This window comes from Phenylobacterium sp. J367, assembly GCF_024699985.1.
Classification (GTDB): domain Bacteria; phylum Pseudomonadota; class Alphaproteobacteria; order Caulobacterales; family Caulobacteraceae; genus Phenylobacterium.
This window is the reverse complement of the sequence record NZ_JAJONA010000001.1, coordinates 815,252-836,629: the sequence shown is the minus strand read 5'-3', so window position 1 is coordinate 836,629 and position 21,378 is coordinate 815,252. Positions and strand designations below refer to the sequence as shown.

Here is a 21,378-nt window from a genome sequence, read left to right as displayed (position 1 = left end):
GGGCTATTCCGCCGGAAACGTGTTGCGGACGGGCGCCTCGCCGTCCGGCGGGTCCCTGAGCTGGCCGAGCTCGCCGCGTTGGCGGGCGCGGCGGCCGTAGACGACCTCGAACAGCGGCGAGGCCATCAGGGTGGTCACCACCGCCATCAGCACCAGGATCGAGAACAGGCCGGGGCCGATCAGGCCGCGCTGCAGGCCGATGTTGATGATGATCAGCTCCATCAGGCCGCGCGCGTTCATCAGGGCGCCGATGGCCATGGCGGTGGGGTTGTCCTGGCCGGTCAGCCGGGCGGCGGCCCAGCAGGCCCCGCCCTTGGCGAGGATCGAGGCGGCGAGGATGGCGAGCGTGACCAGCAGCAGGCCGGGGTCGGTCACCAGGGAGAGCTCAGTGTTCAGGCCGGAGAAGGTGAAGAACATCGGCAGCAGCAGGATGACCGTGAACGGCTCCAGCTTGGCCTTGAGCTCCTGGGCCAGCACGCCGCGGGGCATGGCGACGCCCAGCAGGAAGCCGCCGAACACCGCGTGCATGCCGACGTAGTCCATGGCGAAGGCGCTGATCAGGAAGAGCATCAGCACGATGGCCAGCAGGCCCTGGCCGACGCTCCCCGCGCGCTCGGCGGCGTCGCCCAGCGGCTTCAGGAGGCGCGGACCGAAGCCGAGGACCAGGATGGCGAAGGCGGCGGCCCCGACGATCGCCTTGACGGCCACCAGCGGCCCGGCCCCGAAGGTGGCCAGCACGATGGCCAGCACCGTCCAGGCGCCGGCGTCGTCGATGGCCCCGGACGAGAGCGCCAGCGCGCCCAGCGGCGACTTCGAGAGGCCGCGCTCGTGGATGATCCGGGCGAGCATCGGGAAGGCGGTGATCGAGATGCAGGCGCCCAGGAAGAGGGTGGCCTGGAGCTGGGTCATCGCGGGCGCGAACAGGCCGGGCTGGTGGAGCAGCCAGGGCGTGATGGCGAGCGCGATCAGGAAGGGCGCGGCCATGCCGGAGAGCGAGACGGCGCCGGCGCTGGCGACATTGGCCCGGAAGTGGCTGCGGTCGAAGCCCAGGCCGACCAGGAACATGTAGAGGCCGACGCCGAGCTGGGCGCCGACGTAGAGCACGCCCTTGGCCTCCGGCGGGAACAGCAGGGCCTGCAGGTCGGGGGCCACGAGGCCGAACAGCGAGGGACCCAGGAGGACGCCGGCGATCATCTCGCCGACCACCTGCGGCTGGCCGAGGAAGCGCTTGCCCAGCCAGCCGACGCCCCGCGCTGCGGCCACGATGACCGCCAGCTGCAGGAAGAAGATCACGCTCAGCTCGGCCGGCGTCATCGCGTCTGGCCCCCCAGTTTCCTACCCCCCTCGTGTGGCGTCTGGGACGCCGCCCGAGGACCTCTCTGACTGGAGTCCCGATTCCGGGGCTCCGCGCCGCCTCTGACGGGCGAACTATGTTATCGCTAACATGGCTTGCTAGGACTGGGAAGCCGGCACGTCTTCGTTAACCGGTGGGCGCTAGGCTGGAGGTCTCATCGAGTGGCGTGGCGTGGAGTACCGGTAAGTGGCCAGCGCGGAAGAGACCCGAGCCCCTGAGCCGCTGAAGGTGCTCATCGTCGACGACAATCCCACCAACGTCCTCGTCCTGGAGACGGTGCTGAGCCTGATCTCGGCGCAGACCGTGGCCGCCCACGACGGCGCCATGGCGGTGGAGGCGTTCCGGGCCAGCGCCTTCGACGCCGTCCTGATGGACCTGCAGATGCCGGTGATGGACGGCCTGACCGCCACCCGGCTGATCCGCGAGCACGAGCAGGCCACCGGCCAGGCGCGCACGCCGGTGCTGGTGGTGACCGCCAACACCCTGGCCCGCGACGTCGAGGACAGCCTGTCGGCCGGCGCCGACCGGCATATCGCCAAGCCCGTGATGCCGATGGCGCTGCTGAGCGCGCTCGCCGAGACCACCGGGACGCCGCTCGCGGTGAACTGAGCCGCCGATCCCGCGGAAGGGATCGGTCGGCGCTCCCGAAGGGTTGGAGGAGGATCGGGAGCGCCGTCCGGCGACGCGCGGGAACTGGCGGGTTCGCGCGTCTAGCAGTGGCCGCGATCTAGGCCCGCGCCCCGGTCGTTTCAACTGAAATGAGATTGCCGATTGTAACGGCGATCGGGGTCGTGTCTTCCGAGCAACAGGGCCGGGGAGGTGGAAATTTGCGCCCCAAAGGCTCCAGGGCGCATCTTCCTCTCAGGCGATCTCCACCGTCAGCTCCATCTCCGCCTTGAGCAGCTTGGAGACCGGGCAGTTGGCCTTGGCGTCGGCGGCGATCTCCCGCAGGCGGTCCTCGGCGATGCCGGGCACCGACGCCTTCAGGGCGAGGTCGGAGCGGCTGATCGTGAAGCCGGCGCCGTCCTGGTCGAGCTTCACCTTGGCGGTGGTTTCCAGCACGCCTTCGTGGAGCCCCTCGCGGGCGAGCGCGAAGGACAGCGCCATGGTGAAGCAGCCGGCGTGGGCGGCGGCGATCAGCTCCTCGGGATTGGTGCCGGGCTCGCCCTCGAACCGGCTGGCGAAGCCGTAGCGGCTGTCCTTCAGGACGCCGGAGCCGGAGGAGATCCAGCCCTTGCCCTCCTTGCCCAGGCCTTCGTAGCGGGCGGTCGCGGTGCGGGTGATCATCGGGCGTCTCCTAGGCTGACGGGACGGAATATCCGGTAAGTCGGTGACGATCCGGCGCCGGAGCGGCCGCCGCAAGGAAACACTGGGGAGGATTCCATGGTCGATCTCACGGGCGCCTCGGCGCTGGTCACCGGCGGGGCGGGCGGCTTCGGCGGGGCGACGGCGCGCCGGCTGGCGGCGCGCGGCGCCCGGGTGGTGATCGCCGACGTGCATGACGAGCGCGGCCAGGCCCTGGCGAGCGAGATCGGCGGCGGCGCGGTCTATGTCCGCACCGACATCATGGACGAGGGCTCGATCGCGGAAGCCGTGCAGACCGCGGTGGGGCTCGGCCCGCTGCGGGCCGCGGTGGTGGTGCACGGCGGGCCGCCGGCGCCTGGCTCCAAGGGGCCGGCGCGGGTGGTGAACCGCGAGGGCGAGCGGATGCCGCTCAGCCAGTTCGCCCACTCGGTGCAGGTCTATCTGATCAGCGCGTTTGCGGTGACCAGCCAGGCCGCCGAGGCCATGGCCAGGAACGAGCCGCTCAAGGACAACCAGCGCGGGGTGATCATCAACACCGCCTCCATCGCCGGCTACGAGGGCCAGCCCGGCCAGTCGGGCTATTCGGCGGCCAAGGGCGGGATCATCGGCATGACCCTGACGGTGGCCCGCGACCTCGCCCCGCTCGGCATCCGCGCCATGGCCATCGCGCCCGGCACCTTCCTGACCTTCGCCTACTCCTCCCGGATGACCGACGAGCAGGCCCAGGCCCACTGGGGCCCGATGGTGCCGAACCCCAAGCGCATGGGCGACCCCGACGAATACGCCCAGCTCGCGGTGCAGATCGTCGAGAACGACTTCCTGAACGGCACGACGATCCGGCTCGACGGCGCGCAGAGGTTCTAGGCGGAGCGCACGCGAGGCTGTAGGCGTTCGCCGCCCATGGCCAAGCGTCCCACCGTCGCCAGTCTGAAGAAGGTCACGCCCGAGAACCTCGAGAGGCTCGGCGCCGAACGGCTGGCCGCGCTGCTGGCGCAGGCGGCCGCCGCCCGGCCGGAGCTGAAGCGGCGGCTCAGGATGGAGCTGGCGGCGGAGCAGGGCGCCGAGCACCTGGCCGTCGAGATCGACCGGCGCCTCGCCTCGCTGGAGACCAGCCGGGGCAAGATTTCATGGCGCCAGCGCGGGGCCTTCGTGCGCGATCTGGAGGCGCTGCGGGTGCTGATCGCCGACCGGCTGGCGGAGCTGGACGCCGAGGGCGCGCTCGCCCGCATGGGCCAGCTCCTGGCGGCCCAGCGGCGGATCGGCGGGCGGACGCGGGACAAGGATGGAAGCCTGGCGGCGGTGTTCGCCCGGGCGGCCGGCGACCTGGGCGGGCTGCTCGCCCGGCTCGACTCCACCACGAGCGGGGTTGCGATCGCCGAGGGCGTCGCCGCGGATCCGACAAGCTGGTCCGGCTGGCTGGAGCCGGTGCTGGCCGAGGTCTCGCCGGAGGCGGCGCATGTGGCCCTCGTCCGGCTGAGCGCGGATGCGCGGGCGACGGGGTCCTGGCTCCCTCTGCTCCGCCGTCTGGCCGACGCCACCGGCGACGCCGACGCCTATCGCGCGACCTTCACCGACCAGGCGCTGAAGGACCCGTCGGTGGCCGCCGAGGTGGCGACCCGGCTGCTGGAGGCCGGGCGGACCGACGAGGCCGGCCGGGTGCTGGAGGCGTCGAAGCCGAAGGCCGGCGTGCTGAAGCGCGCCCCGGAGCCTGACTTCGACTGGGAGACCGCGTGGATCGCCTTCCTGGAGGCGTCGGGGCGAGGAGATGAGGCGCAGGCGGCGCGCTGGGCCTCGTTCGAGCGGACCCTGTCGGCCGAGCGGGCGCGGGACTTCACCCGGCGGCTGCCAGACTTCGAGGACGTGGAGGCCGAGCACCGGGCCTTCGACCTGGCCGCCGCGCACCCGGACCTGGGGACCGCGCTGGGCTTCCTGATCGCCTGGCCGGCGCATGCCGAGGCCGTGCGGACGCTGAACGCGCGGATCGACGAGGCCGGCGACATCGCGACGCCCGTGGCCGAGGCGATCGTGGCGGCGCTGCGCGGGCGCTATCCCGAGGCGGCGCACGCCCTGCTCAGGAAGGCGGCGGCCGCGGCGTTCCGCCGGCGCGACTTCAAGACCTGCGACCGGCTGACCCTGGAGGCCGAGGCCCTGGCGCCGGCCGACGACTAGAGAATTGGCCTAGCTGCCCCAGGGCCCTCGGCGCGGCGCCTCGGCGGTGGTGGGCACGGCGGTCGCCGCGCGGCGGCGGGGCGCGCCGCCGGTGACGATGGGACGAGCGCCGGCGGTCCCGGCCAGCGCCATCAGCGCCTCGACCCGGTTGTGGGTCGCCGGGTGGGTGGAGAACAGGTTGTCGCCCTTGCCGCCGGCCAGCGGGTTTATGATGAACATGTGGGCGGTGGCCGGATTGCGCTCGGCGTCCGGGTTGAAATAGCCGCCGCGGGCGTAGGCCTCGATCTTCTGCAGGGCGGACGCCAGCGCCGTCGGGTCGCCGGAGATGGCCGCGCCCTCGGCGTCGGCGGCGTACTCGCGGTGGCGGCTGATGGCCATCTGCACCAGGCTGGCGGCGATGGGGCCGAGGATGGCGATGGCGATGGCCGGGATCATGCCCACGGGCCGGCCTTCCTCGTCGCGGCCGCCGAAGAAGAAAGCGAAGTTGGCGAGCATGCCGATGGCGCCCGCGATCGTCGCGGTGACCGTCATGGTCAGGGTGTCGCGGTTCTTCACGTGGGCCAGCTCGTGGGCCATGACGCCGCGGATCTCGCGGCGGTCGAGCATGGCGAGCAGGCCGCGGGTGGCGGCGACGGCGGCGTTGGCCGGGTCGCGGCCGGTGGCGAAGGCGTTCGGCTGGTCCTGGTCGATGACGTAGATCTTCGGGCGCGGCAGGCCGGCGCGCTGGGCGAGCTCAACGGTGTCGAGGACGTAGTTGCGGATCAGCGGCTCGGGATGGCCTTCGTCGACCTCGGTGGCGCGGTACATCCGCAGCACGATCTTGTCGGCGTTCCAGTAGCTGAAGAGGTTCATCGCCGCGGCCAGGCCGAAGGCGATGAGCATGCCGGTCGCGCCGCCGACCAGGTAGCCCGCGCCCACGAACAGGGCGGTGAGGGCGGCCAGCAGGGTGAAGGTCCGGAGATGGTTGCGCATGGGTCCTTGGGGCTCGTGCGTCTGAAATGTCCCTGGCGGGGATATGGGGATTCGGGACGCCGGCTTCCAGTTCCTCCCCCCGCTGCGCAGGGGAGGAGGGCGCTACGCCCTCGCCCGCCGCCTGGCGGGAGCGACGCGCGGGCTCGCTTCGGCGGCGACGGCGCGCAGGCGGGTCTCCAGGGCGTCGGCGGGCATGGGGCGGTCGAAGAGGTAGCCCTGCATGCGGTCGCAGCCGGCGGCGCGCAGGAAGATGGCCTGGGCCGGGTCCTCCACGCCCTCGGCGACGATGGAGACGCCGAGCGCCCGGGCGGCGTGCAGCATGGAGCCCACGAGCCGCGAGACACGGGCGTCCTTGGCCACGTCGGCGATCAGCGAGCGGTCGAGCTTCACCGTCTGGATCGGCAGGTGCATGAGCGCGCGCAGGTTGGAATAGCCGGTGCCGAAGTCGTCGAGGGCGATGTTCACGCCCTTGGCGGCCAGGCGCTCGATGTGCCGGCGGGACAGCGCCAGGTCCTGCAGCAGGAAGGTCTCGGTGATCTCCACGCAGAGCGCCGTGGCGGACAGGGCGGTCTGGCCCAGCCGGCGGATCAGCTTGCGCGAGAAGGCCGGGTCCAGCAGGTCGCGCGGCGAGACGTTGCAGGAGACGTGCTCGATCAGGCCCTCGGCGACCCAGGGGGCGGCGCGGGCGCAGGCGGCCTCGAAGACGGCTTCGTCGATCCGGCCGATCAGGCCCAGCTCCTCGGCGATGGGGACGAAGGCGCCCGGGGCCAGCAGGCCCTGCTCGGGATGGCGCCAGCGGGCGAGCACCTCGACGCCGACGATGCGGCCGTCGGCGGCGTCGACCACCGGCTGGAACCAGGGCTCGATCTCGCCCGCGGGAATCGCGCGGCGGAGCTCGGCCTCGAGGGTGCGGCGCCGCTCGCTCTCGGCGCGCAGCTCGGCGTCGAAGGCGCTCCAGCGGCGGCCGCCGCCGGTCTTCACGCGATAGAGCGCCATGTCGGCATAGCGCTGCAGGTCCGAGGCGTCGGCGGCGTCCTGCGGGAAGACGGCGACGCCCACCGAGGCGCCCGGCGCGATCTGGCGGCCGTAGATGTCGTGCGGCTGGGACAGGGCCGTCACCAGCTCCTGGGCCCTGCGGCCCACGTCGGCCACGGGCGAGATCACCGCGAACTCGTCGCCGCCGAGGCGGGCCATCAGCTCGCCGGGCGCGGCGGCCCAGCGCAGGCGCTCGCCGACCTCGGCCAGCAGGAGATCGCCGGCATGGTGGCCCAGGGTGTCGTTGAGGTGCTTGAAGCGGTCGAGGTCGATGACAAAGAGGGCCACCTGGCCGCCCTCGCGCCGGGCGTGGAACAGCCGCTCGGCCAGGGCCTCGGTGAAGGCGCCGCGGTTCACCAGGCCGGTGAGCAGAATCCGTCTGCGCCAGACGCAGGGTCTGGGCGCGTTCCGCCTCGAGCTCGGCGACGCGCGCCTGGAGCTCGGCCAGGATGTCGGAACGTTCGGGCACGCGGGTGGGACGCCTCAGACTACGGAGGCGTCCACCATGGCCCGGACGCAGTGAATCCCCCGTCAAACGATAGGCTTAACAGGCGTTCGGATTCTCGGGCCGGCACGGCTGGATTTGAGGCGAAGCCCGGGGTCGACGCATTGCGCACCGCGGGCCGCGTCGCTCCAATGCGGGCGTTCGAGCGTTAGGGCCTGAAGCCCGGAGGCGCTGCATGGCCGACCCTGCTCCCCCTGAAGCCGCCACTGCCGAGCGCAGTCGTCTGCGCCGGTGGTGGTTCGATGTGCCCCTGTGGCGCCGGATCTTCGGCGCCCTGGTGCTCGGCGTGGCCGTGGGGGGTGGTCCTGGGCGAACAGGCCGCGGCGCTGAAGTGGATCGGCGACCTGTTCATCCGCCTGATCCGGATGGTGGTGGTGCCCCTGGTGTTCGTCTCGATCGTCGCCGGCGTCGCGGCGATGGGCGATCCGCGGCGGCTGGGCTCCATCGGCGGGCGGACGCTCCTGCTCTATCTGGCGACGACGGTCGTGGCGGTGGCGCTGGGCCAGGCCCTTGGCGCGGCGTTCAGGCCCGGCGCCGGGATCGACTTCAGCGGCGTGGCGCCCAAGGCCGTCGGCGCGGCGCCGTCGCCGGGCGAGCAGCTGATGAACATCGTGCCGCTGAACCCGATCGCCGCCCTGGCCGAGGGCGACATCCTGGCGGTGATCTTCTTCTCGATCCTGCTCGGGGTGGCGATCGTGGCGGTGGGCGAGCCGGCCGACCAGGTGCGGCGGCTGTTCGACGCCGGGTCGCGGCTGATGCTGACGATCACCCGGCTGGTCATGGAGGTCGCGCCGTTCGGCGTGTTCGCCCTGATCGCCTGGGTCACCGGGGCTGTGGGTCTGTCGGTGTTCCAGCACGTGGCGCTGCTGGCCGGCGCGGTGATCACCGGGTGCCTGATCCAGACGCTGGTGGTCCATGGCCTGCTGCTGCGGCTCGTCGCGCGGCTCCCGGCGCTGCCGTTCTTCCGCGACATCCCCGACGCCGTGATGGTGGCGTTCACCACCTCGTCCTCGGCCGCGACCCTGCCGGTGGCCATGCGGGTGGCGGAGGAGAACCTGGGCGTCAGCCACGCGGTGGCCTCCACCGCCCTGCCGATCGGCACCACCGTCTCGATGGACGGCACCGCGCTCTACATCGGCATCCTGTCGATGTTCGCGATCCAGGCCTTCGGCCTCGAGGTCACGCCGGTGCAGCTGCTGCTGGCCGGGCTGACCACCGTGCTGGTGGCGGTGGGGTCCGCCCCGGTGCCGTCGGCGTCGCTGTTCATGCTGGCGGCGGTGCTCTCGACCCTGGGGGTCTCGCCGGAGCAGACGGCGCTCGTGGTCGGCTTCGTCCTGCCGTTCGACCGGCTGCTCGACATGACCCGCACCGTTCCCAACAACACCGGCGACCTGGCGGTGGCCGTCACAGTCGCCCGCTGGGAGGGCGAGCTGGACGAGACGGCCTACCGCGCACGGCCGGTGGAGTAGGCCGTCAGGCTCGGACGGGGACCGCCTCCGGCGGCGGCTCGATCTGGTTCTCCCACTTGGCGACCACCGCCGAGGCGACCGAGTTGCCGACCACGTTGGTGGCCGAGCGGCCCATGTCGAGCAGGTGGTCGACGGCCAGGATCAGCAGCAGGCCCTCTTCCGGCAGGCCGAAGTAGGTGAGCGTCGCGGCGATGACGACGAGCGAGGCGCGCGGCACGCCCGCCATGCCCTTCGACGTGATCATCAGGAGCGCCAGCATGGTGATCTGCTGGGCGATGGACAGCTCGATGCCGTAGATCTGGGCGATGAACAGCACCGCGAAGGTGCAGTACATCATCGAGCCGTCGAGGTTGAACGAGTAGCCGAGCGGCAGGACGAAGGACGCCACCTTGCGGCTGACGCCCCACTTCTGGAGTTCCTCGAGGGTGCGCGGATAGGCGGCTTCGGAGGAGGCCACCGAGAAGGCGAGCAGCGCCGGCTGGCGGATGGCCGCCATCAGCTTCAGGCCGCGGGCCGACGATCACCACCAGGGCGGCGACCAGCAGGCCCCACAGGATGCCCAGCGACAGGTAGAAGCCGCCGACGAACTTGGCGTAGGTGGCCAGCACGCCCAGGCCCTGGACGGCGATGGTGGCGGCGAGCGCGGCGAAGATCGCCACGGGCGCGGTCCTCATCACATAGCCGGTGACCTTCAGCATGATGGTCGCCACCTGCTCGACGAGCGCGAGGACGGCGGGCGCCTTTGTCGTCGATCGCCGAGACGGCGGTGCCGACGAACACCGAGAACACAACGATCTGCAGGATCTCGTTGTTGGCCATGGCCTGGACGATGGAGGCCGGCACCAGGTGGGTGACGAACTCCTTCAGGCTGAACTTGGCGACGTCCACCGCCGGGCCGGCGTCCGCCGCGGGCAGGGGCCAGCGACAGGCCCGATCCGGGCTGCAGCAGGTGGACCATGACCAGGCCGAGGCTCAGGGAGACGATCGAGGCCAGGATGAACCAGCCGATGGTCTTCACGCCGACCCGACCGATCTCGGAGGCGTCGCCCATGTGCGCGATGCCGGCGACGAGGGTGGAGAAGACCAGCGGCGCGATGATCATCTTAATCAGGCGCAGGAAGACGTCGGTGAGGATGGAGAGGCCGTCGGCGACCTCCTGGGCCCGGGCCGCGTCGAGGGTCTGGTTGAGGATCCAGCCCGTCAGGACGCCGAGCACCATGGCGCCGACGATGAAGTAGGTGAAAACGCGGTTCATTGGTGTCCCGGCGAGGTTCGAATTGGCGCCTTTGTGGCCGGGAAGTCCGCCGCCGTCCATCCCGGGGCGGCGCAGGTGTCTCGCAACCGTGAAGCTCTGGCGTTATAAGGCGCATGATGAGCAAGAAGATGGAAGCAGCCGGCATCGTTGATCGGCTGGAGAGCGAATACCGCAGGAGCGTTGAGGCCCTGCGGAGCGACCTGAAGCAATTCCTCGGCGGCGGCCCGCCGCCGGACCCCTCGGTCCGGGCCTCCTGGGCCTACACCTATCCCGAGCTGCGACTGACCTGGGCGGCGGGCAACGCCTATCCCCGGATCAGCCGGGCCTTCGCCCGGATCGGCAACCCCGGCCACTACGCGATCACCGTCACCCGGCCGCACCTCTACCGGGATTATCTGGTGGAGCAGCTCACCCTGCTGCTCCAGGACTTCGACCTCGATGTCGAGGTGGGCCGCTCGCGGCAGGAGATCCCGTTCCCCTATGTGCTGGACGGCGCCGTGGACCTGGCGCTGGCCGACATCGGCGCGGCCCAGATCGCCCGGCATTTCCCGACCACGGAGCTCGCCCACATCGGCGACGAGATCGTCGACGGGGCCTGGGTGCACGACGCCGACCGGCCGCGGCCCTTGGCCCTCTTCGACGGCCTCCGCACCGATTTCTCGCTGGCGAGGCTCGCCCATTACCTGGGCACGCCGGCCGACCACGTGCAGCAGTTCATCCTGTTCACCAACTACCACCGCTACGTGGACGAGTTCGTGCGCTGGGCGCTGGAGCAGCTGAAGGGCGACACGCCCTATACGGCGCTGTCGGCGGCCGGCCAGGTGCTGGTGACGCGGGACACGCCGAACCCCGACGAGGTCATCACCAACGCCGCCTGGCGCCGTCACCAGATGCCGGGCTACCACCTGATGGCCAAGGACCGGCAGGGCGTCAGCCTGATCAACATCGGCGTGGGTCCGTCGAACGCCAAGACGGTGTGCGACCACCTGGCGGTGCTCCGGCCGCAGGCCTGGCTGATGATCGGCCACTGCGGCGGCCTGCGCGGGTCCCAGACCATCGGCGACTATGTGCTGGCCCACGCCTACCTGCGCGACGACCACGTTCTGGACCTGGTGCTGCCGCCCGAAGTTCCGATCCCGCCGATCGCGGAGGTGCAGGTGGCCATGAACCGGGCCGCCGAGATCGTCACCGGCGAGGCGGGCGAGATCCTCAAGCGCCGCCTCAGGACCGGCACGGTGGTGACCACCGACGACCGCAACTGGGAGCTCCGCTACTCGTCGAGCGCGCTCCGGTTCAACCAGAGCCGGGCCGTCGCCATCGACATGGAGTCAGCCACCATCGCGGCCCAGGGCTACCGCTTCCGCGTGCCCTACGGGACGCTGCTTTGCGTGTCGGACAAGCCGCTGCACGGCGAGATCAAGCTGCCCGGCCAGGCCAACGCCTTCTACGAGCGCGCCATCGGCCAGCACCTCCAGATCGGCATCGCCACCGTCGAACTCCTCCGCCAGGAGGGCGCGAGACTGCACTCCCGCAAGCTCCGCAGCTTCGACGAGCCGCCGTTCCGCTAAGGGTCATCCCTCTCCTTCAGGGGAGGGCGGACGGCGCGGAACGCGCCGCCGGGTGGGGGGTGTCCGGTCCGGGCCCTGCGTCGCCCGAAAGGCGCCCTTCCCCCGGTGGCCGGGCTTGAACTTGACTTCCCCACCCAGGCCGCTGGCGCGGCCTGTCCCTCCCCTGCAGGGGAGGGATGACGTTGGGTCCGTCTTCAAACCGCCAACCATCGAGGCTAGACGAAAAGCCCATGAGCACGCGCCGCATCGCCTTCGAGGGCATCGACAACTTCCGGGACTTCGGAGACTACGCGGCGGGCCAGCGCCGGCTGCACAAGGGCCGGCTCTACCGCTCGGCGCACCAAGCCCGGGCCACCGACGCCGACCTCGAGAAGCTGGCGGCGCTGGGCATCTCGGTGATCATCGACCTCAGGCGGGCGAACGAGCGCGAACGCGACCCGTCGCGGCGCTGGCAGGGCTTCGCCGCCCAGGTGGTGGACAACGACATCGGCCAGGACCGGGCCGATCCCTGGCACGAGTTCCTGAAGTCGAGCGACCTCTCGGAGCCGTCCTTCACGAGCTACATGCTCGACTACTACGACGCCGCCCCGCACGAGGCGCGCCACATCGACCTCTACCGGCGCTACTTCCACGCGCTCGCCGAGAGCGAGAGGCCGATCCTGGTGCACTGCGCGGCCGGCAAGGACCGCACCGGGATCATCTGCGCCCTGACCCACCACCTGGCGGGCGTGCATGCGGACGACATCGCCGAGGACTTCCTGCTGACCAACGATCCCGAGCGGATCGCGGCGCGCACGCCGGTGCTTCAGGAGTTGATCCGCGCGGAGACCGGCCGCACGCCGAGCGAGGGCGCCGTTCGCGTGGCGATGAGCGTGGCGCCGGAATATCTGGAGCGGGCGTTCGCGGTGATGCGCGACCGGCACGGGTCGATCGACGGCTATCTCGCAGACGTGCTGGGCCTCGACGCGGCCCTGCGTGACCGCATCCACGACCGCATCCTGGGCTAGGCGCCCGAACCGCGCCCGCCACGGCCTCCGCAAACCGCGACGGGCGCTTCAGGGACAGACCTCAAGGAGAAGTCTGGGGACAGACTGCCCTGCGCCCGCCGCCGCAGACCAATCACCTCGCCGTGCTTCACGGACTGATGATGGCTGGCGGGTTACCGGCGTTCAGGTCTAACCTTCGCCGCAAGGCCGCGCCCTCAACGACGCCGCCACGCCATGGGGGGATGAGGTTTGAGCGGACCCAAGTCTCTGGACGCCGACGGACCGGCGGCCGTCGTCGAGCCGCCGATCATCGCCGAGCTGGGCGGAGACGGGCGGCTGAACCGCGGCGGCTACGCCTGGTCGCTCCACCAGGGCGGCCGCGACCCGTTCATCATCCTCGTCACCATCTACATCTTCATGCCCTACGTGGCCGCGGTGCTGGTGGGCGATCCGGTGCGCGGCCAGGAGATGATCTCCCGCTGGGACCAGATCATCGGCTGGATCGTGGTGGCGACCGCGCCGTTCCTGGGCTCCTCCATCGACAAGCTGGGCCCGCGGAAGGGCTGGCTGGCCCCTCGTGGTCGGCCTGATGGCGCCGATGATCGCGGCCATGTGGTGGGCGAAGCCCGGCGGCGGCATGAGCCTGACCGTCCTGGCCTTCCTGATGATCTCCGCCCGGGTGCTCTTCGTCTACGCCGAGGTGCTGCACAACTCGCTGCTGATCCGCGCCGCGGGGCTGGGGGCGGCGCACAAGGCGTCCGGCCTGGCGCTGTCGCTCGGCAACGGCTTCTCGGTCGTCGCGCTGATCTTCACCGCCTGGGCCTTCGCCCTGCCCGGCAAGGTCGACTGGGCCTTCGTGCCGGCCGCCCCGCTGTTCGGCCTCGATCCCGCGACCCACGAGCCCGAACGGGTCGTGGCCCTGATGGCCGCGGCCCTGCTGCTGCTGGGCTCGATCCCGATGTTCCTCTGGACGCCGGACGCGCCGAAGACCGGCGTGCCGATGCTGAAGGCCTGGGCCGATGGCGCCGCCGAGCTCGGACGGATGCTGAAGACCGTGCGCCGCTACCGCGACGCGGTGATCTACCTGCTCTCCCGGATGTTCTTCGTGGACGGCATGAACGGCGTCCTGATCTACGCCGGCGTCTATGCGGTGGGCGTGATGAAGTGGGGCGCGCTGGAGATGCTGGGCTTCGGCGTCCTGCTCTCCGTCGTCGCCGTGGTCGGCGGCTTCGTGGCGCGCTGGCTGGACGCCGGCGTGGGGCCGAAGAACGCGCTCAGGATCGAGATCCTGATGACCATCCTGGCCCTCGTCGCCCTGCTCGGCATGACGCCGGAGCGAATCCTGTTCTTCTGGGCCTTCGATCCGGCGACCGCCCAGCCGCTATGGGACGGGCCGGTGTTCCGCTACCTGCCGGACTGGGTGTTCATCGGGGTGAGCTTCGTGAATGCGATCTTCATCACCGCCCAGTACGCGTCCAGCCGCACCATGCTGACGCGGATCACCCCGCCGGAGCAGACCGGGGCCTTCTTCGGGGTCTATGCGCTGTCGGGCGTGGCCACGGCCTGGCTCGCGCCCACCCTGGTCAACCTCGGCACCCGGATCACCGGCACCCAGCAGGGCGGCTTCGCCACCCTGAACATCCTGCTGGCGGTGGGTCTCGTCATGCTGATGTTCGTCAAGGGCGGCGGCCGGGCGGTCGAGGCGCCGGCGGTGCGCTAGCCCATCCAGGCGACTTCCGGCGACTTCCTGGGCTTGAAGAAATAGGTCTGGCTGAAGGTGCGCGGCAGGGGGACGACTTCCTGCAGCGGCGAGGTCCAAGTGTAGCTGACCTCGGTCATCACCACGCTGTCGCCGGCCAGCAGCAGGTTGGCGGGGACGGCCGAGGCGGTCGTCGCGGCGCCGAGCGCCGTCATGCCGTCGCCGCGGCTCCAGACCACCTTCGGCACGGCCGCCGCGTCGGCCTTCACGCTGGTGACCCGCATCTTCAGGGTCGCGGTGGGGAAGGGGCGCAGCACCGCGTCGCCGACGTTGAAGATGTCGGTGATGGTGGCCGTGTTCATCTGGCTCGACTGGGTCACGAGGTCCCCCACGACCGAGGCCGCATGGCTCGCCCGCCGTTCGGCCATCATGGCCAGCGTCAGTTCGGCCAGGCCCATGTAGAGCATGACCATGAAGGGGGCGATGATGGCGAACTCCAGCGCCGCCAGCCCCCGCTCGTCGGATCGGAAGCGCCCCAGGGTCTTCGCGTTCAGCATGCCGCGCCCCCCGGCGGTTCGTCGCTGTAGGGCTCGTTGCGGAAGGCGGTGGTGATCGACATCAGCCGGATCCCCGAGCCGCCGCCCATGTTCTCGAACACCTGGCCCAGCAGCGGGGTGAACAGCTTCCATTTGTAGTAGACGCGCACGAGGACGATGTCGGTCGGGTTGCCCGGCGCGAAACAGGTGGTGGCCGGGTCGAAGGTCGCGCCCGGCTGCGGGGCCGAGGCGGCGAGGCCGGCGAAGTTCGAGAAGGTGCGCACGTCGACGAAGAGGTCGGTGGCGCACTTCGACTGCAGGAAGCTCATCGACTGGCAGACCTGGGCCTTGAAGTCGGCCTTGGTGTTGCCGGCGCTGGTCTGGAACTCGCCCGTGCGGATGCGCCGCGACACGCCTTCGGTGGCGTTCTCCAGAATGGTGGCGGCCAGGAAGATCATGGCCAGCTCCAGCACCCCGAACAGCAGCATCAGGAACGGCACGCAGATCAGCCCGAACTCGACGGCGGTCGCGCCGTCGCGGGCGGCCGCAAACCGCGAGATCGCGGCCTTCACACGTATCGATGTATGGCGCGGGAACATGCGCGGGAACTTAGGCTCGCGACGGCTAATCGCGGCTTAAGTGGCTAGATTTACGAGAGGAAACCCGGATTGGTTAATGATCGCTAATCGTGAATACCAGTTCATCATGCGCGAATACTGGGGGTTAAGCGGCCGCCGGGCATCGTGAGGGGGTCATCGGCACGGGCAGCAATCGCTGAACAGCCCCGCTGCCCGCCAGAAGGAGATTGAGTATGTCGAAGTTCATCGCGCGTTTCGCCAAGGACGAGTCGGGCGCCACGGCCATCGAGTATGGCCTGATCGCCGCCCTGGTCGCCGTGGTGCTGGTCACCGCCCTGACCGCCATGGGCGGCAAGCTGAAGGGCGCCTTCGAGGACGTGGACGCGGCCATCCCGGCCTAAGCCAGACCTCGACCTAAGACTTCGGGAGGCCTCCGTCGCGAAAGCGGCGGGGGCCTTTCGGCATTTTGGGTGGGGGCAACCCTTAGTTCACCCGCCGGCGCCAAGCTGGGCGCCCGGAGGCCCACAGAATGCTCGCCTATCTCGCCGCCGCCCTGGTGCTCGTCTTCCCGGCCCTCGTGATCGTCGGCGCGCTGCGCGACGCCACGAGCTACACCATTCCCAACTGGATCTCCCTGGCGCTCGTCGGGACCTTCCCGCTGGCGGCGCTCGCCATGGGCCTGCCGCTGCCGGCCATCGGCCTGCACCTGGGGATCGGCTTCGCGGCCCTGGTCGCCGGCATGGCGATGTTCGCGCTGCGCTGGATCGGCGGCGGCGACGCCAAGCTGTTCGCCGCCGCGGCGCTCTGGCTGGGCCTGCCCGCCTCGATCAATTTCCTGCTGGTCACCTGCATCGCCGGCGGCGCGCTGGCGGTGATGCTGCTCTGGCTCCGCTCGGCCTGGTTCCGGCCGATCACCGCCGGCGCCCCGGGGCTGGGTCGCGCGCCTGGCCGAGCCCGGCGAGAACGTGCCCTACGGCGTGGCGATCTGCGTCGGCGCGCTCGCCGCCTTCCCGGCCTCTCCGCTGATGGCGGCGCTGGCGGTCCTCGCCTGAGGTTGCGGGGTCCGGTCGGTTGCGCCTAGTTGGGGCCATGTCCGACGTGATCCTCGAGGCGGCCGAGACCGCCACCCCGGTCGAAGCCGTGGCCGAGGGCGACCTCGCCGCCCTCCTCGACGCCGCCCCCCGCCTTCGTGCAGGGCTTCGCCGCGCTCTCCGAATTCAAGGCCAAGGCCGGCCAGGTGCTGCTGGTCCCCGGCGAGGACGGGACGCTGGCCACCGTGCTCTTCGGCCTGGGCGCCGAGCCCGACGCCACGACCTTCCGCGTCCTGCCGGCGAAGCTGCCGGCCGGGACCTACCGCATCGCCAGGGCGCCGGAGGGGATCGACCGCACCCGCGCGGCGCTGGCCTTCGCGCTCGGGTCCTACAAGTTCGACCGCTACAAGGGCCGCGACGCCGACAAGCCGCATCTGGTCGCCGAGGGAGTCGACGTGGCCGAGATCCGGCAGGTGGCGCATGCCTGCGCGCTTGCCCGGGACATGGTCAACACGCCGGCCAACGACCTGGGCCCGCTGCAGATCGAGACCATCGCCCGTGAGATCGCCGAGCAGCACGGCGCGACCTGCACGGTGATCACCGGCGAGGGCCTGCTGGAGGCCAACTACCCGGCGGTGCACGCCGTCGGCCGCGCCGCCGTGCCCGAGCGCGCGCCGCGGATGATCGAGATCTCCTGGGGGCCCGAGGACCGGCCGCTGGTCTGCGTGGTCGGCAAGGGCGTGGTGTTCGACACCGGCGGCCTCGACATCAAGCCGTCCGCGGGCATGCGGCTGATGAAGAAGGACATGGGCGGGGCGGCGCACGCGCTCGCGCTCGGCCGGATGATCATGGCGGCGAACCTGCCCGTCCGCCTCTCGGTGCTCGTCCCGGTGGTGGAGAACGCCATCTCCGGCGACGCCATGCGGCCGGGCGACGTGCTCGCCTCGCGCAAGGGTCTGACCATCGAGGTCGGCAACACCGACGCCGAGGGCCGCCTGATCCTCGCCGACGCGCTCGCCCGCGCCGCCGAGCTGGAGCCGGCGCTGACCATCGACCTGGCCACCCTGACGGGCGCGGCGCGCATCGCGCTCGGGCCGCAGCTTCCGCCCTACTATACCGAGGACGACGACCTGGCCGCCGCCATCGAGAAGCACGCCCGGGCCGAGGCCGACCCCCTGTGGCGGATGCCGCTCTGGAAGCCCTATGCGGACGCGATCGACAGCGACATCGCCGACCTGAAGAACGATCCGGACGCCTGGGCCCAGGCCGGCTCGATGACCGCCGCGCTCTTCCTCCAGCGGTTCGCGCCCAAGAGCCCCTGGGTCCATCTCGACATCTTCGCCTGGAACCCCCGTGCACGGCCCGGCTACGCCGCCGGCGGCGAGGCCCAGGCGATCCGCGGCCTCTACGCCATGATCCGGGAACGCTTCGCGTGAGCCTCGACCTGCGCGTCACGCCCCTCCGCGACGGCATCGCCGCCCGGTCGCTGGAAGGGCTCGTCCCGGCGGAGGTCTATCTCGATCCCAAGCCCCGGACCTGCACGGTCGCGGCCGCCGGGATCCACCGCGCGCCCGACGCCGCGTCGGAGCAGATGGACCAGCTCCTGTTCGGCGAACCCTTCGAGGTGCTGGAGGAGGAGGGCGCCTTCGTCTTCGGCCAGGCGCCGCGCGACGGCTACTGCGGCTTCGTGGAGGCCGCGAAGCTCGGGCCCCGGGCCCCGGCGCCGACCCACTGGGTGTCGGCGATCCGCACCTACGCCTTCGCCGGGAACTCGATCAAGTCGCAGGCGTCGGGGCCGCTGTCCCTGAACGCCCTGGTCCACGTGGAGGCCGACGAGGGGCGGCTGGTGAAGATCGCGAACGGCGGCTGGGTGACGGCGCAGCACCTGTCGCCCATCGGCGTCTTCGAGACCGACTGGGCGGGCGTCGCCGAGCGGTTCCTGGGCGCGCCCTACCTCTGGGGCGGCCGCGAGAGCCTCGGTCTCGACTGCTCGGGGCTGGTGCAGCAGGCGCTGTTCGCCTGCGGCCGGGCCTGCCCCCGCGACGCCGACCAGCAGGAGACGCTGGGCCGGCCGATCGCGCGGCAGGACTTCCGCCGCGGCGACCTCGTCTTCTGGAAGGGCCACGTCGCCATCGGTCTGGACGAGGCCCGCATCGTCCATGCCAACGGCCACCACATGGCCGTGGCCATCGAGCCGCTGGACGAGGCGCTCGCCCGCATCCGGGCCAACAGCTACGGCGAGGCCACGAGCTTCAGGCGGCTCGGATAGCCAAGCCCTCTCCCTACCCTCTCCCTCTCCGCTTCGCGGGGGAGAGGAGGGGAAGCTGCGAGTCTGAACCAAGCCCTCCTCTCCCCGACCCCGGCGAACGCCGGGGGAAGAGAGGGAGAGGGTAGGGAGAGGGCCTAAGCCGCATAAAAAAACGCCGCCCGGAGGCGGCGCTTCTTCTGTCTGGTGTCGATCCGATCAGTTCCCCGGACCCGCGCCCGCCTTCGGCGAGGCCGGGGTGGGGGAGGCTTGTTCGGCCGGGGCGCCGGGCCCTGGCCGGCGGGGCCGCCCGCGCCGGCGGCCGGCGTCGCGGTGGAGCCGGTGGCGGTGGGCTCGCCCGCGGCGGCCGCGCCCTCGGCGGGCGCCGCGCCTTCGGCCGGGGCCGCGGCCACGGCCGGGTTCGGCGCCGGGACCGGCAGCCTGCCGCCCTTGGAGCGCAGGTAGGCGATCAGGTTGACCCGATCCTCGGCCTTCTTCAGGCCGACGAAGGTCATCTTGGTGCCGGCCAGATACTTCTGCGGGCCCTTCAGGAACTCCGAGAGGTGCTCGTCGTCCCAGACGCCGATCTCGCCGCCGAGTTGGGTCATCGGCGCGGAGTAGGCGAAGCCCGGATGGACGCCCGGCTTGGCGCCGACGACGCCGAACAGGTTCGGGCCGGTGCCGTTGGCGCCGCCCTGGTCGACCGTGTGGCAGGACTTGCACTTGTTGAAGACCGCCTCGCCCGCGGCCACGTCCGCGGTCGGCAGGACCGTGCCCCAGTCGATGGGCGCTTCGGCGGCCGCGCCGCCGGCGCCGCCCTCCTCAGCCACTTCCACGAGATAGCCGGGCTTCTCGACTTCCTGCGGGGCGAACACGCCGCCGGAGAGTTCCTTCAGGCCCACCAGGGCCAGACCCGTCGCCAGGACGGCGCCGGCGATCTTGTTGAACGTCAGGTCGCTCATCGTACCGAAAGAGGTCCTCTCCACGGCCGGCGCGCGCACCGGCGAAACGCGCGGGAATCCCGCCCCTTATTGCGCGTGGCTCTCTTACACGCTACCGGCGCGGGCGCAACCGCCCACTGCTTCAGCATGAACCCCATCATTCTCATCCCGGCGCGCATGGCCGCCACACGCCTGCCGGGGAAGCCCCTGGCCGATATCGCGGGTCTCCCGATGATCGTCCGCGTCCTGCGCCAGGCCGAGGCGGCGGGGGCCGGACCGGTGGCCGTGGCGGCGGGCGACGCGGCGATCGCCGAGGCGATTCGCGCCGCCGGCGGACGGGCTGTGCTGACCGATCCGGACCTGCCGTCGGGTTCCGACCGCATCCTGGCGGCGCTCGCCGAGCTGGACCCCGGGCGCGCGCACGACGTGGTCATCAACCTGCAGGGCGACATGCCGTTCGTGGACCCGTCGGTGGTCGCCGCCTGCGCCGCCCTGCTGGCCGGCCAGCCGGCCTGCGACATCGCCACGGTGGTCGCGCCGGAAGGCTCTCCCGCCGACCGCGGCAATCCGGACGTGGTGAAGGCGGTGCTGTCCCTGCAGCCCGACGGCCGCACCGGCCGGGCGCTCTATTTCACGCGCTCCACCCTCTATGGGGACGGTCCGGTCTGGCGGCACATCGGCATCTACGGCTACCGCCGCGCGGCGCTAGAGGCGTTCAACGCCGCCCCGCCGTCTCCGCTGGAACAGCGCGAGAAACTGGAGCAGCTCCGCGCCATGGAGCTCGGCCTTTCCATCTGGGCGGCGGTGGCCGCCGACGCCCCCATCTCCGTCGACAACCCCGCCGACCTCGAGCGGGCCCGCGACTATGCAAGGACCCTCGCATGAGCCAGCGACGCATCGCCTTCCAGGGCGAGCTGGGCGCCAACTCCCACGAGGCCTGCGCCACCCATTTCCCGGACTACGAGGCCGTGCCGCACGCGAGCTTCGAGGACGCCTTCGAGGCGGTGAAGGCCGGCGACTGCGAGCTCGGCATGATCCCGGTGGAGAACTCCATCGCCGGCCGCGTGGCGGACGTGCACCACCTGCTGCCGTCGTCGGGCCTGCGCATCATCGGCGAACGGTTCAAGCCGATCCACTTCCAGCTCATGGCCAACCCAGGCGTCACCCTCGACCAGGTGACCACGGCGATGAGCATGCCGATCGCGCTCGGCCAGTGCCGCAAGACCATCCGCCGGCTGAAGCTGAAGACGGAGGCCACGGGCGACACGGCCGGCGCCGCCAAGCTGCTCGCCGAGAAGCCGGACCCGACGCGGGCGGCCGTCTCGCCGGCGCTGGCGGCCGAGATCTACGGACTTCACATCCTCGTCCGCGACATCGAGGACGAGCACAACAACACCACCCGCTTCCTGGTGATGACGGCCGATCCGAACCCGCCGGCCCCGCCGTTCACCGCGCCATGTGTGACCAGCTTCATCTTCCGGGTGAAGAACCTGCCGGCCGCGCTCTACAAGGCGCTGGGCGGGTTCGCCACCAACGGCGTCAACATGACCAAGCTGGAGAGCTACATGGAGAACGGCGCCTTCACGGCGACCTTCTTCTACGCCGAGGTCGACGGCCGGCCCGAGGACATCGGCCTGGCCCGGGCCTTCGAGGAGCTGCAGTTCTTCTCCGAGCGGTTCGAGATTCTCGGCGTCTATCCCGCCGACCCGTTCCGGGCCCGAGCCTAGCGC

Annotated in this window: 19 protein-coding genes and 2 pseudogenes; 13 read left to right on the top strand and 8 right to left on the bottom strand. The window is 71.2% G+C overall.

From position 1 onward, the window contains the following. Positions 1-3: 3 nt before the first annotated feature. Entirely contained in the window at positions 4-1,314 is a 1,311-nt protein-coding gene (locus LRS04_RS04600) for a cation:proton antiporter (RefSeq protein WP_257815358.1), read from the bottom strand. 226 nt (positions 1,315-1,540) lie between these two features. On the opposite strand from LRS04_RS04600, the gene LRS04_RS04595 reads away from it, so the two are divergent. Then, positions 1,541-1,963 (top strand): response regulator, encoded by a 423-nt coding sequence (locus LRS04_RS04595; protein ID WP_257815357.1) that lies wholly within the window; start codon positions 1,541-1,543, stop codon positions 1,961-1,963. Between the two features lie 252 nt (positions 1,964-2,215). On the opposite strand, the gene LRS04_RS04590 is transcribed toward LRS04_RS04595, so the two are convergent. Then, on the bottom strand, positions 2,216-2,641 hold the full coding sequence (locus LRS04_RS04590) for an OsmC family protein (protein WP_257815356.1): 426 nt from the start codon (positions 2,639-2,641) through the stop codon (positions 2,216-2,218). Positions 2,642-2,737: 96 nt separating this feature from the next. On the opposite strand from LRS04_RS04590, the gene LRS04_RS04585 reads away from it, so the two are divergent. Beyond that, the gene (locus tag LRS04_RS04585) at positions 2,738-3,523 is read left to right on the top strand and encodes an SDR family NAD(P)-dependent oxidoreductase (RefSeq protein WP_257815354.1); all 786 of its coding nucleotides are present in this window, start codon (positions 2,738-2,740) and stop codon (positions 3,521-3,523) included. Positions 3,524-3,559: 36 nt separating this feature from the next. Then, positions 3,560-4,828 (top strand): DUF6880 family protein, encoded by a 1,269-nt coding sequence (locus tag LRS04_RS04580; RefSeq protein WP_257815353.1) that lies wholly within the window; start codon positions 3,560-3,562, stop codon positions 4,826-4,828. A 9-nt stretch (positions 4,829-4,837) separates the two neighbouring features. Here the strand turns inward: LRS04_RS04580 and htpX are convergent, their stop codons facing one another. Both htpX and LRS04_RS04570 read right to left on the bottom strand, forming a co-directional pair. Then, on the bottom strand, positions 4,838-5,800 hold the full coding sequence (gene htpX / locus LRS04_RS04575; RefSeq protein WP_257815352.1) for a zinc metalloprotease HtpX: 963 nt from the start codon (positions 5,798-5,800) through the stop codon (positions 4,838-4,840). A 102-nt stretch (positions 5,801-5,902) separates the two neighbouring features. Beyond that, a complete protein-coding gene (locus LRS04_RS04570; RefSeq protein ID WP_257815351.1) occupies positions 5,903-7,192 on the bottom strand; it encodes a bifunctional diguanylate cyclase/phosphodiesterase in 1,290 nt (429 codons plus the stop codon). 447 nt (positions 7,193-7,639) lie between these two features. Between LRS04_RS04570 and LRS04_RS04565 the strand changes: the two genes are divergently transcribed. Further along, entirely contained in the window at positions 7,640-8,809 is a 1,170-nt protein-coding gene (locus LRS04_RS04565; RefSeq protein WP_257815350.1) for a dicarboxylate/amino acid:cation symporter, read from the top strand. Positions 8,810-8,813: 4 nt separating this feature from the next. On the opposite strand, the pseudogene LRS04_RS04560 reads toward LRS04_RS04565, so the two are convergent. Then, positions 8,814-10,064, bottom strand: a pseudogene (locus LRS04_RS04560) (dicarboxylate/amino acid:cation symporter). A gap of 116 nt (positions 10,065-10,180) precedes the next feature. Between LRS04_RS04560 and LRS04_RS04555 the strand changes: the two are divergent. The 3 genes from LRS04_RS04555 (at position 10,181) to LRS04_RS04545 (ending at position 14,338) form a co-directional block, all read left to right on the top strand. Beyond that, complete coding sequence (locus LRS04_RS04555) at positions 10,181-11,632, top strand: AMP nucleosidase (RefSeq protein WP_257815349.1); 1,452 nt, start codon at positions 10,181-10,183, stop codon at positions 11,630-11,632. Between the two features lie 230 nt (positions 11,633-11,862). Next, the gene (locus LRS04_RS04550) at positions 11,863-12,639 is read left to right on the top strand and encodes a tyrosine-protein phosphatase (RefSeq protein WP_257815348.1); all 777 of its coding nucleotides are present in this window, start codon (positions 11,863-11,865) and stop codon (positions 12,637-12,639) included. A 556-nt stretch (positions 12,640-13,195) separates the two neighbouring features. Continuing rightward, positions 13,196-14,338 carry an MFS transporter gene (locus LRS04_RS04545; protein WP_257815347.1) on the top strand — a complete coding sequence of 381 codons (1,143 nt, stop codon included), beginning with the start codon at positions 13,196-13,198 and terminating at the stop codon, positions 14,336-14,338. On the opposite strand, the gene LRS04_RS04540 is transcribed toward LRS04_RS04545, so the two are convergent. Together LRS04_RS04540 and LRS04_RS04535 are read right to left on the bottom strand one after the other, a co-directional pair. Then, on the bottom strand, positions 14,335-14,874 hold the full coding sequence (locus LRS04_RS04540) for a TadE/TadG family type IV pilus assembly protein (RefSeq protein WP_257815346.1): 540 nt from the start codon (positions 14,872-14,874) through the stop codon (positions 14,335-14,337). The genes LRS04_RS04545 and LRS04_RS04540 overlap by 4 nt on opposite strands. Beyond that, positions 14,868-15,425: a TadE/TadG family type IV pilus assembly protein gene (locus LRS04_RS04535; RefSeq protein ID WP_257815345.1), complete on the bottom strand. Its 558-nt coding sequence runs from the start codon at positions 15,423-15,425 to the stop codon at positions 14,868-14,870. Before LRS04_RS04535 ends, LRS04_RS04540 begins: the two co-directional genes overlap by 7 nt. Positions 15,426-15,664: 239 nt before the next feature. On the opposite strand from LRS04_RS04535, the gene LRS04_RS04530 reads away from it, so the two are divergent. The 4 genes and pseudogenes from LRS04_RS04530 (at position 15,665) to LRS04_RS04515 (ending at position 18,731) form a co-directional block, all read left to right on the top strand. Further along, positions 15,665-15,832 (top strand): Flp family type IVb pilin, encoded by a 168-nt coding sequence (locus LRS04_RS04530; RefSeq protein WP_257815344.1) that lies wholly within the window; start codon positions 15,665-15,667, stop codon positions 15,830-15,832. A 128-nt stretch (positions 15,833-15,960) separates the two neighbouring features. Beyond that, positions 15,961-16,512, top strand: a complete 552-nt coding sequence (locus LRS04_RS04525; RefSeq protein WP_308238072.1) for a prepilin peptidase — start codon at positions 15,961-15,963, stop codon at positions 16,510-16,512. 8 nt (positions 16,513-16,520) lie between these two features. After that, positions 16,521-17,898 (top strand): annotated as a pseudogene (locus LRS04_RS04520) (M17 family metallopeptidase). Further along, a complete protein-coding gene (locus tag LRS04_RS04515) occupies positions 17,895-18,731 on the top strand; it encodes a C40 family peptidase (RefSeq protein WP_257815343.1) in 837 nt (278 codons plus the stop codon). The pseudogene LRS04_RS04520 and the gene LRS04_RS04515 overlap by 4 nt, the downstream one beginning before the upstream one ends. Before the next feature lie 134 nt (positions 18,732-18,865). Here LRS04_RS04515 and LRS04_RS04510 read toward each other — a convergent pair whose 3' ends face one another. Beyond that, a complete protein-coding gene (locus LRS04_RS04510; RefSeq protein ID WP_257815342.1) occupies positions 18,866-19,669 on the bottom strand; it encodes a cytochrome c family protein in 804 nt (267 codons plus the stop codon). A gap of 126 nt (positions 19,670-19,795) precedes the next feature. Between LRS04_RS04510 and LRS04_RS04505 the strand changes: the two genes are divergently transcribed. Beyond that, positions 19,796-20,533 (top strand): 3-deoxy-manno-octulosonate cytidylyltransferase, encoded by a 738-nt coding sequence (locus LRS04_RS04505; RefSeq protein WP_257815341.1) that lies wholly within the window; start codon positions 19,796-19,798, stop codon positions 20,531-20,533. Further along, on the top strand, positions 20,530-21,375 hold the full coding sequence (locus LRS04_RS04500) for a prephenate dehydratase (RefSeq protein ID WP_257815340.1): 846 nt from the start codon (positions 20,530-20,532) through the stop codon (positions 21,373-21,375). Before LRS04_RS04505 ends, LRS04_RS04500 begins: the two co-directional genes overlap by 4 nt. Positions 21,376-21,378: the final 3 nt, after the last annotated feature.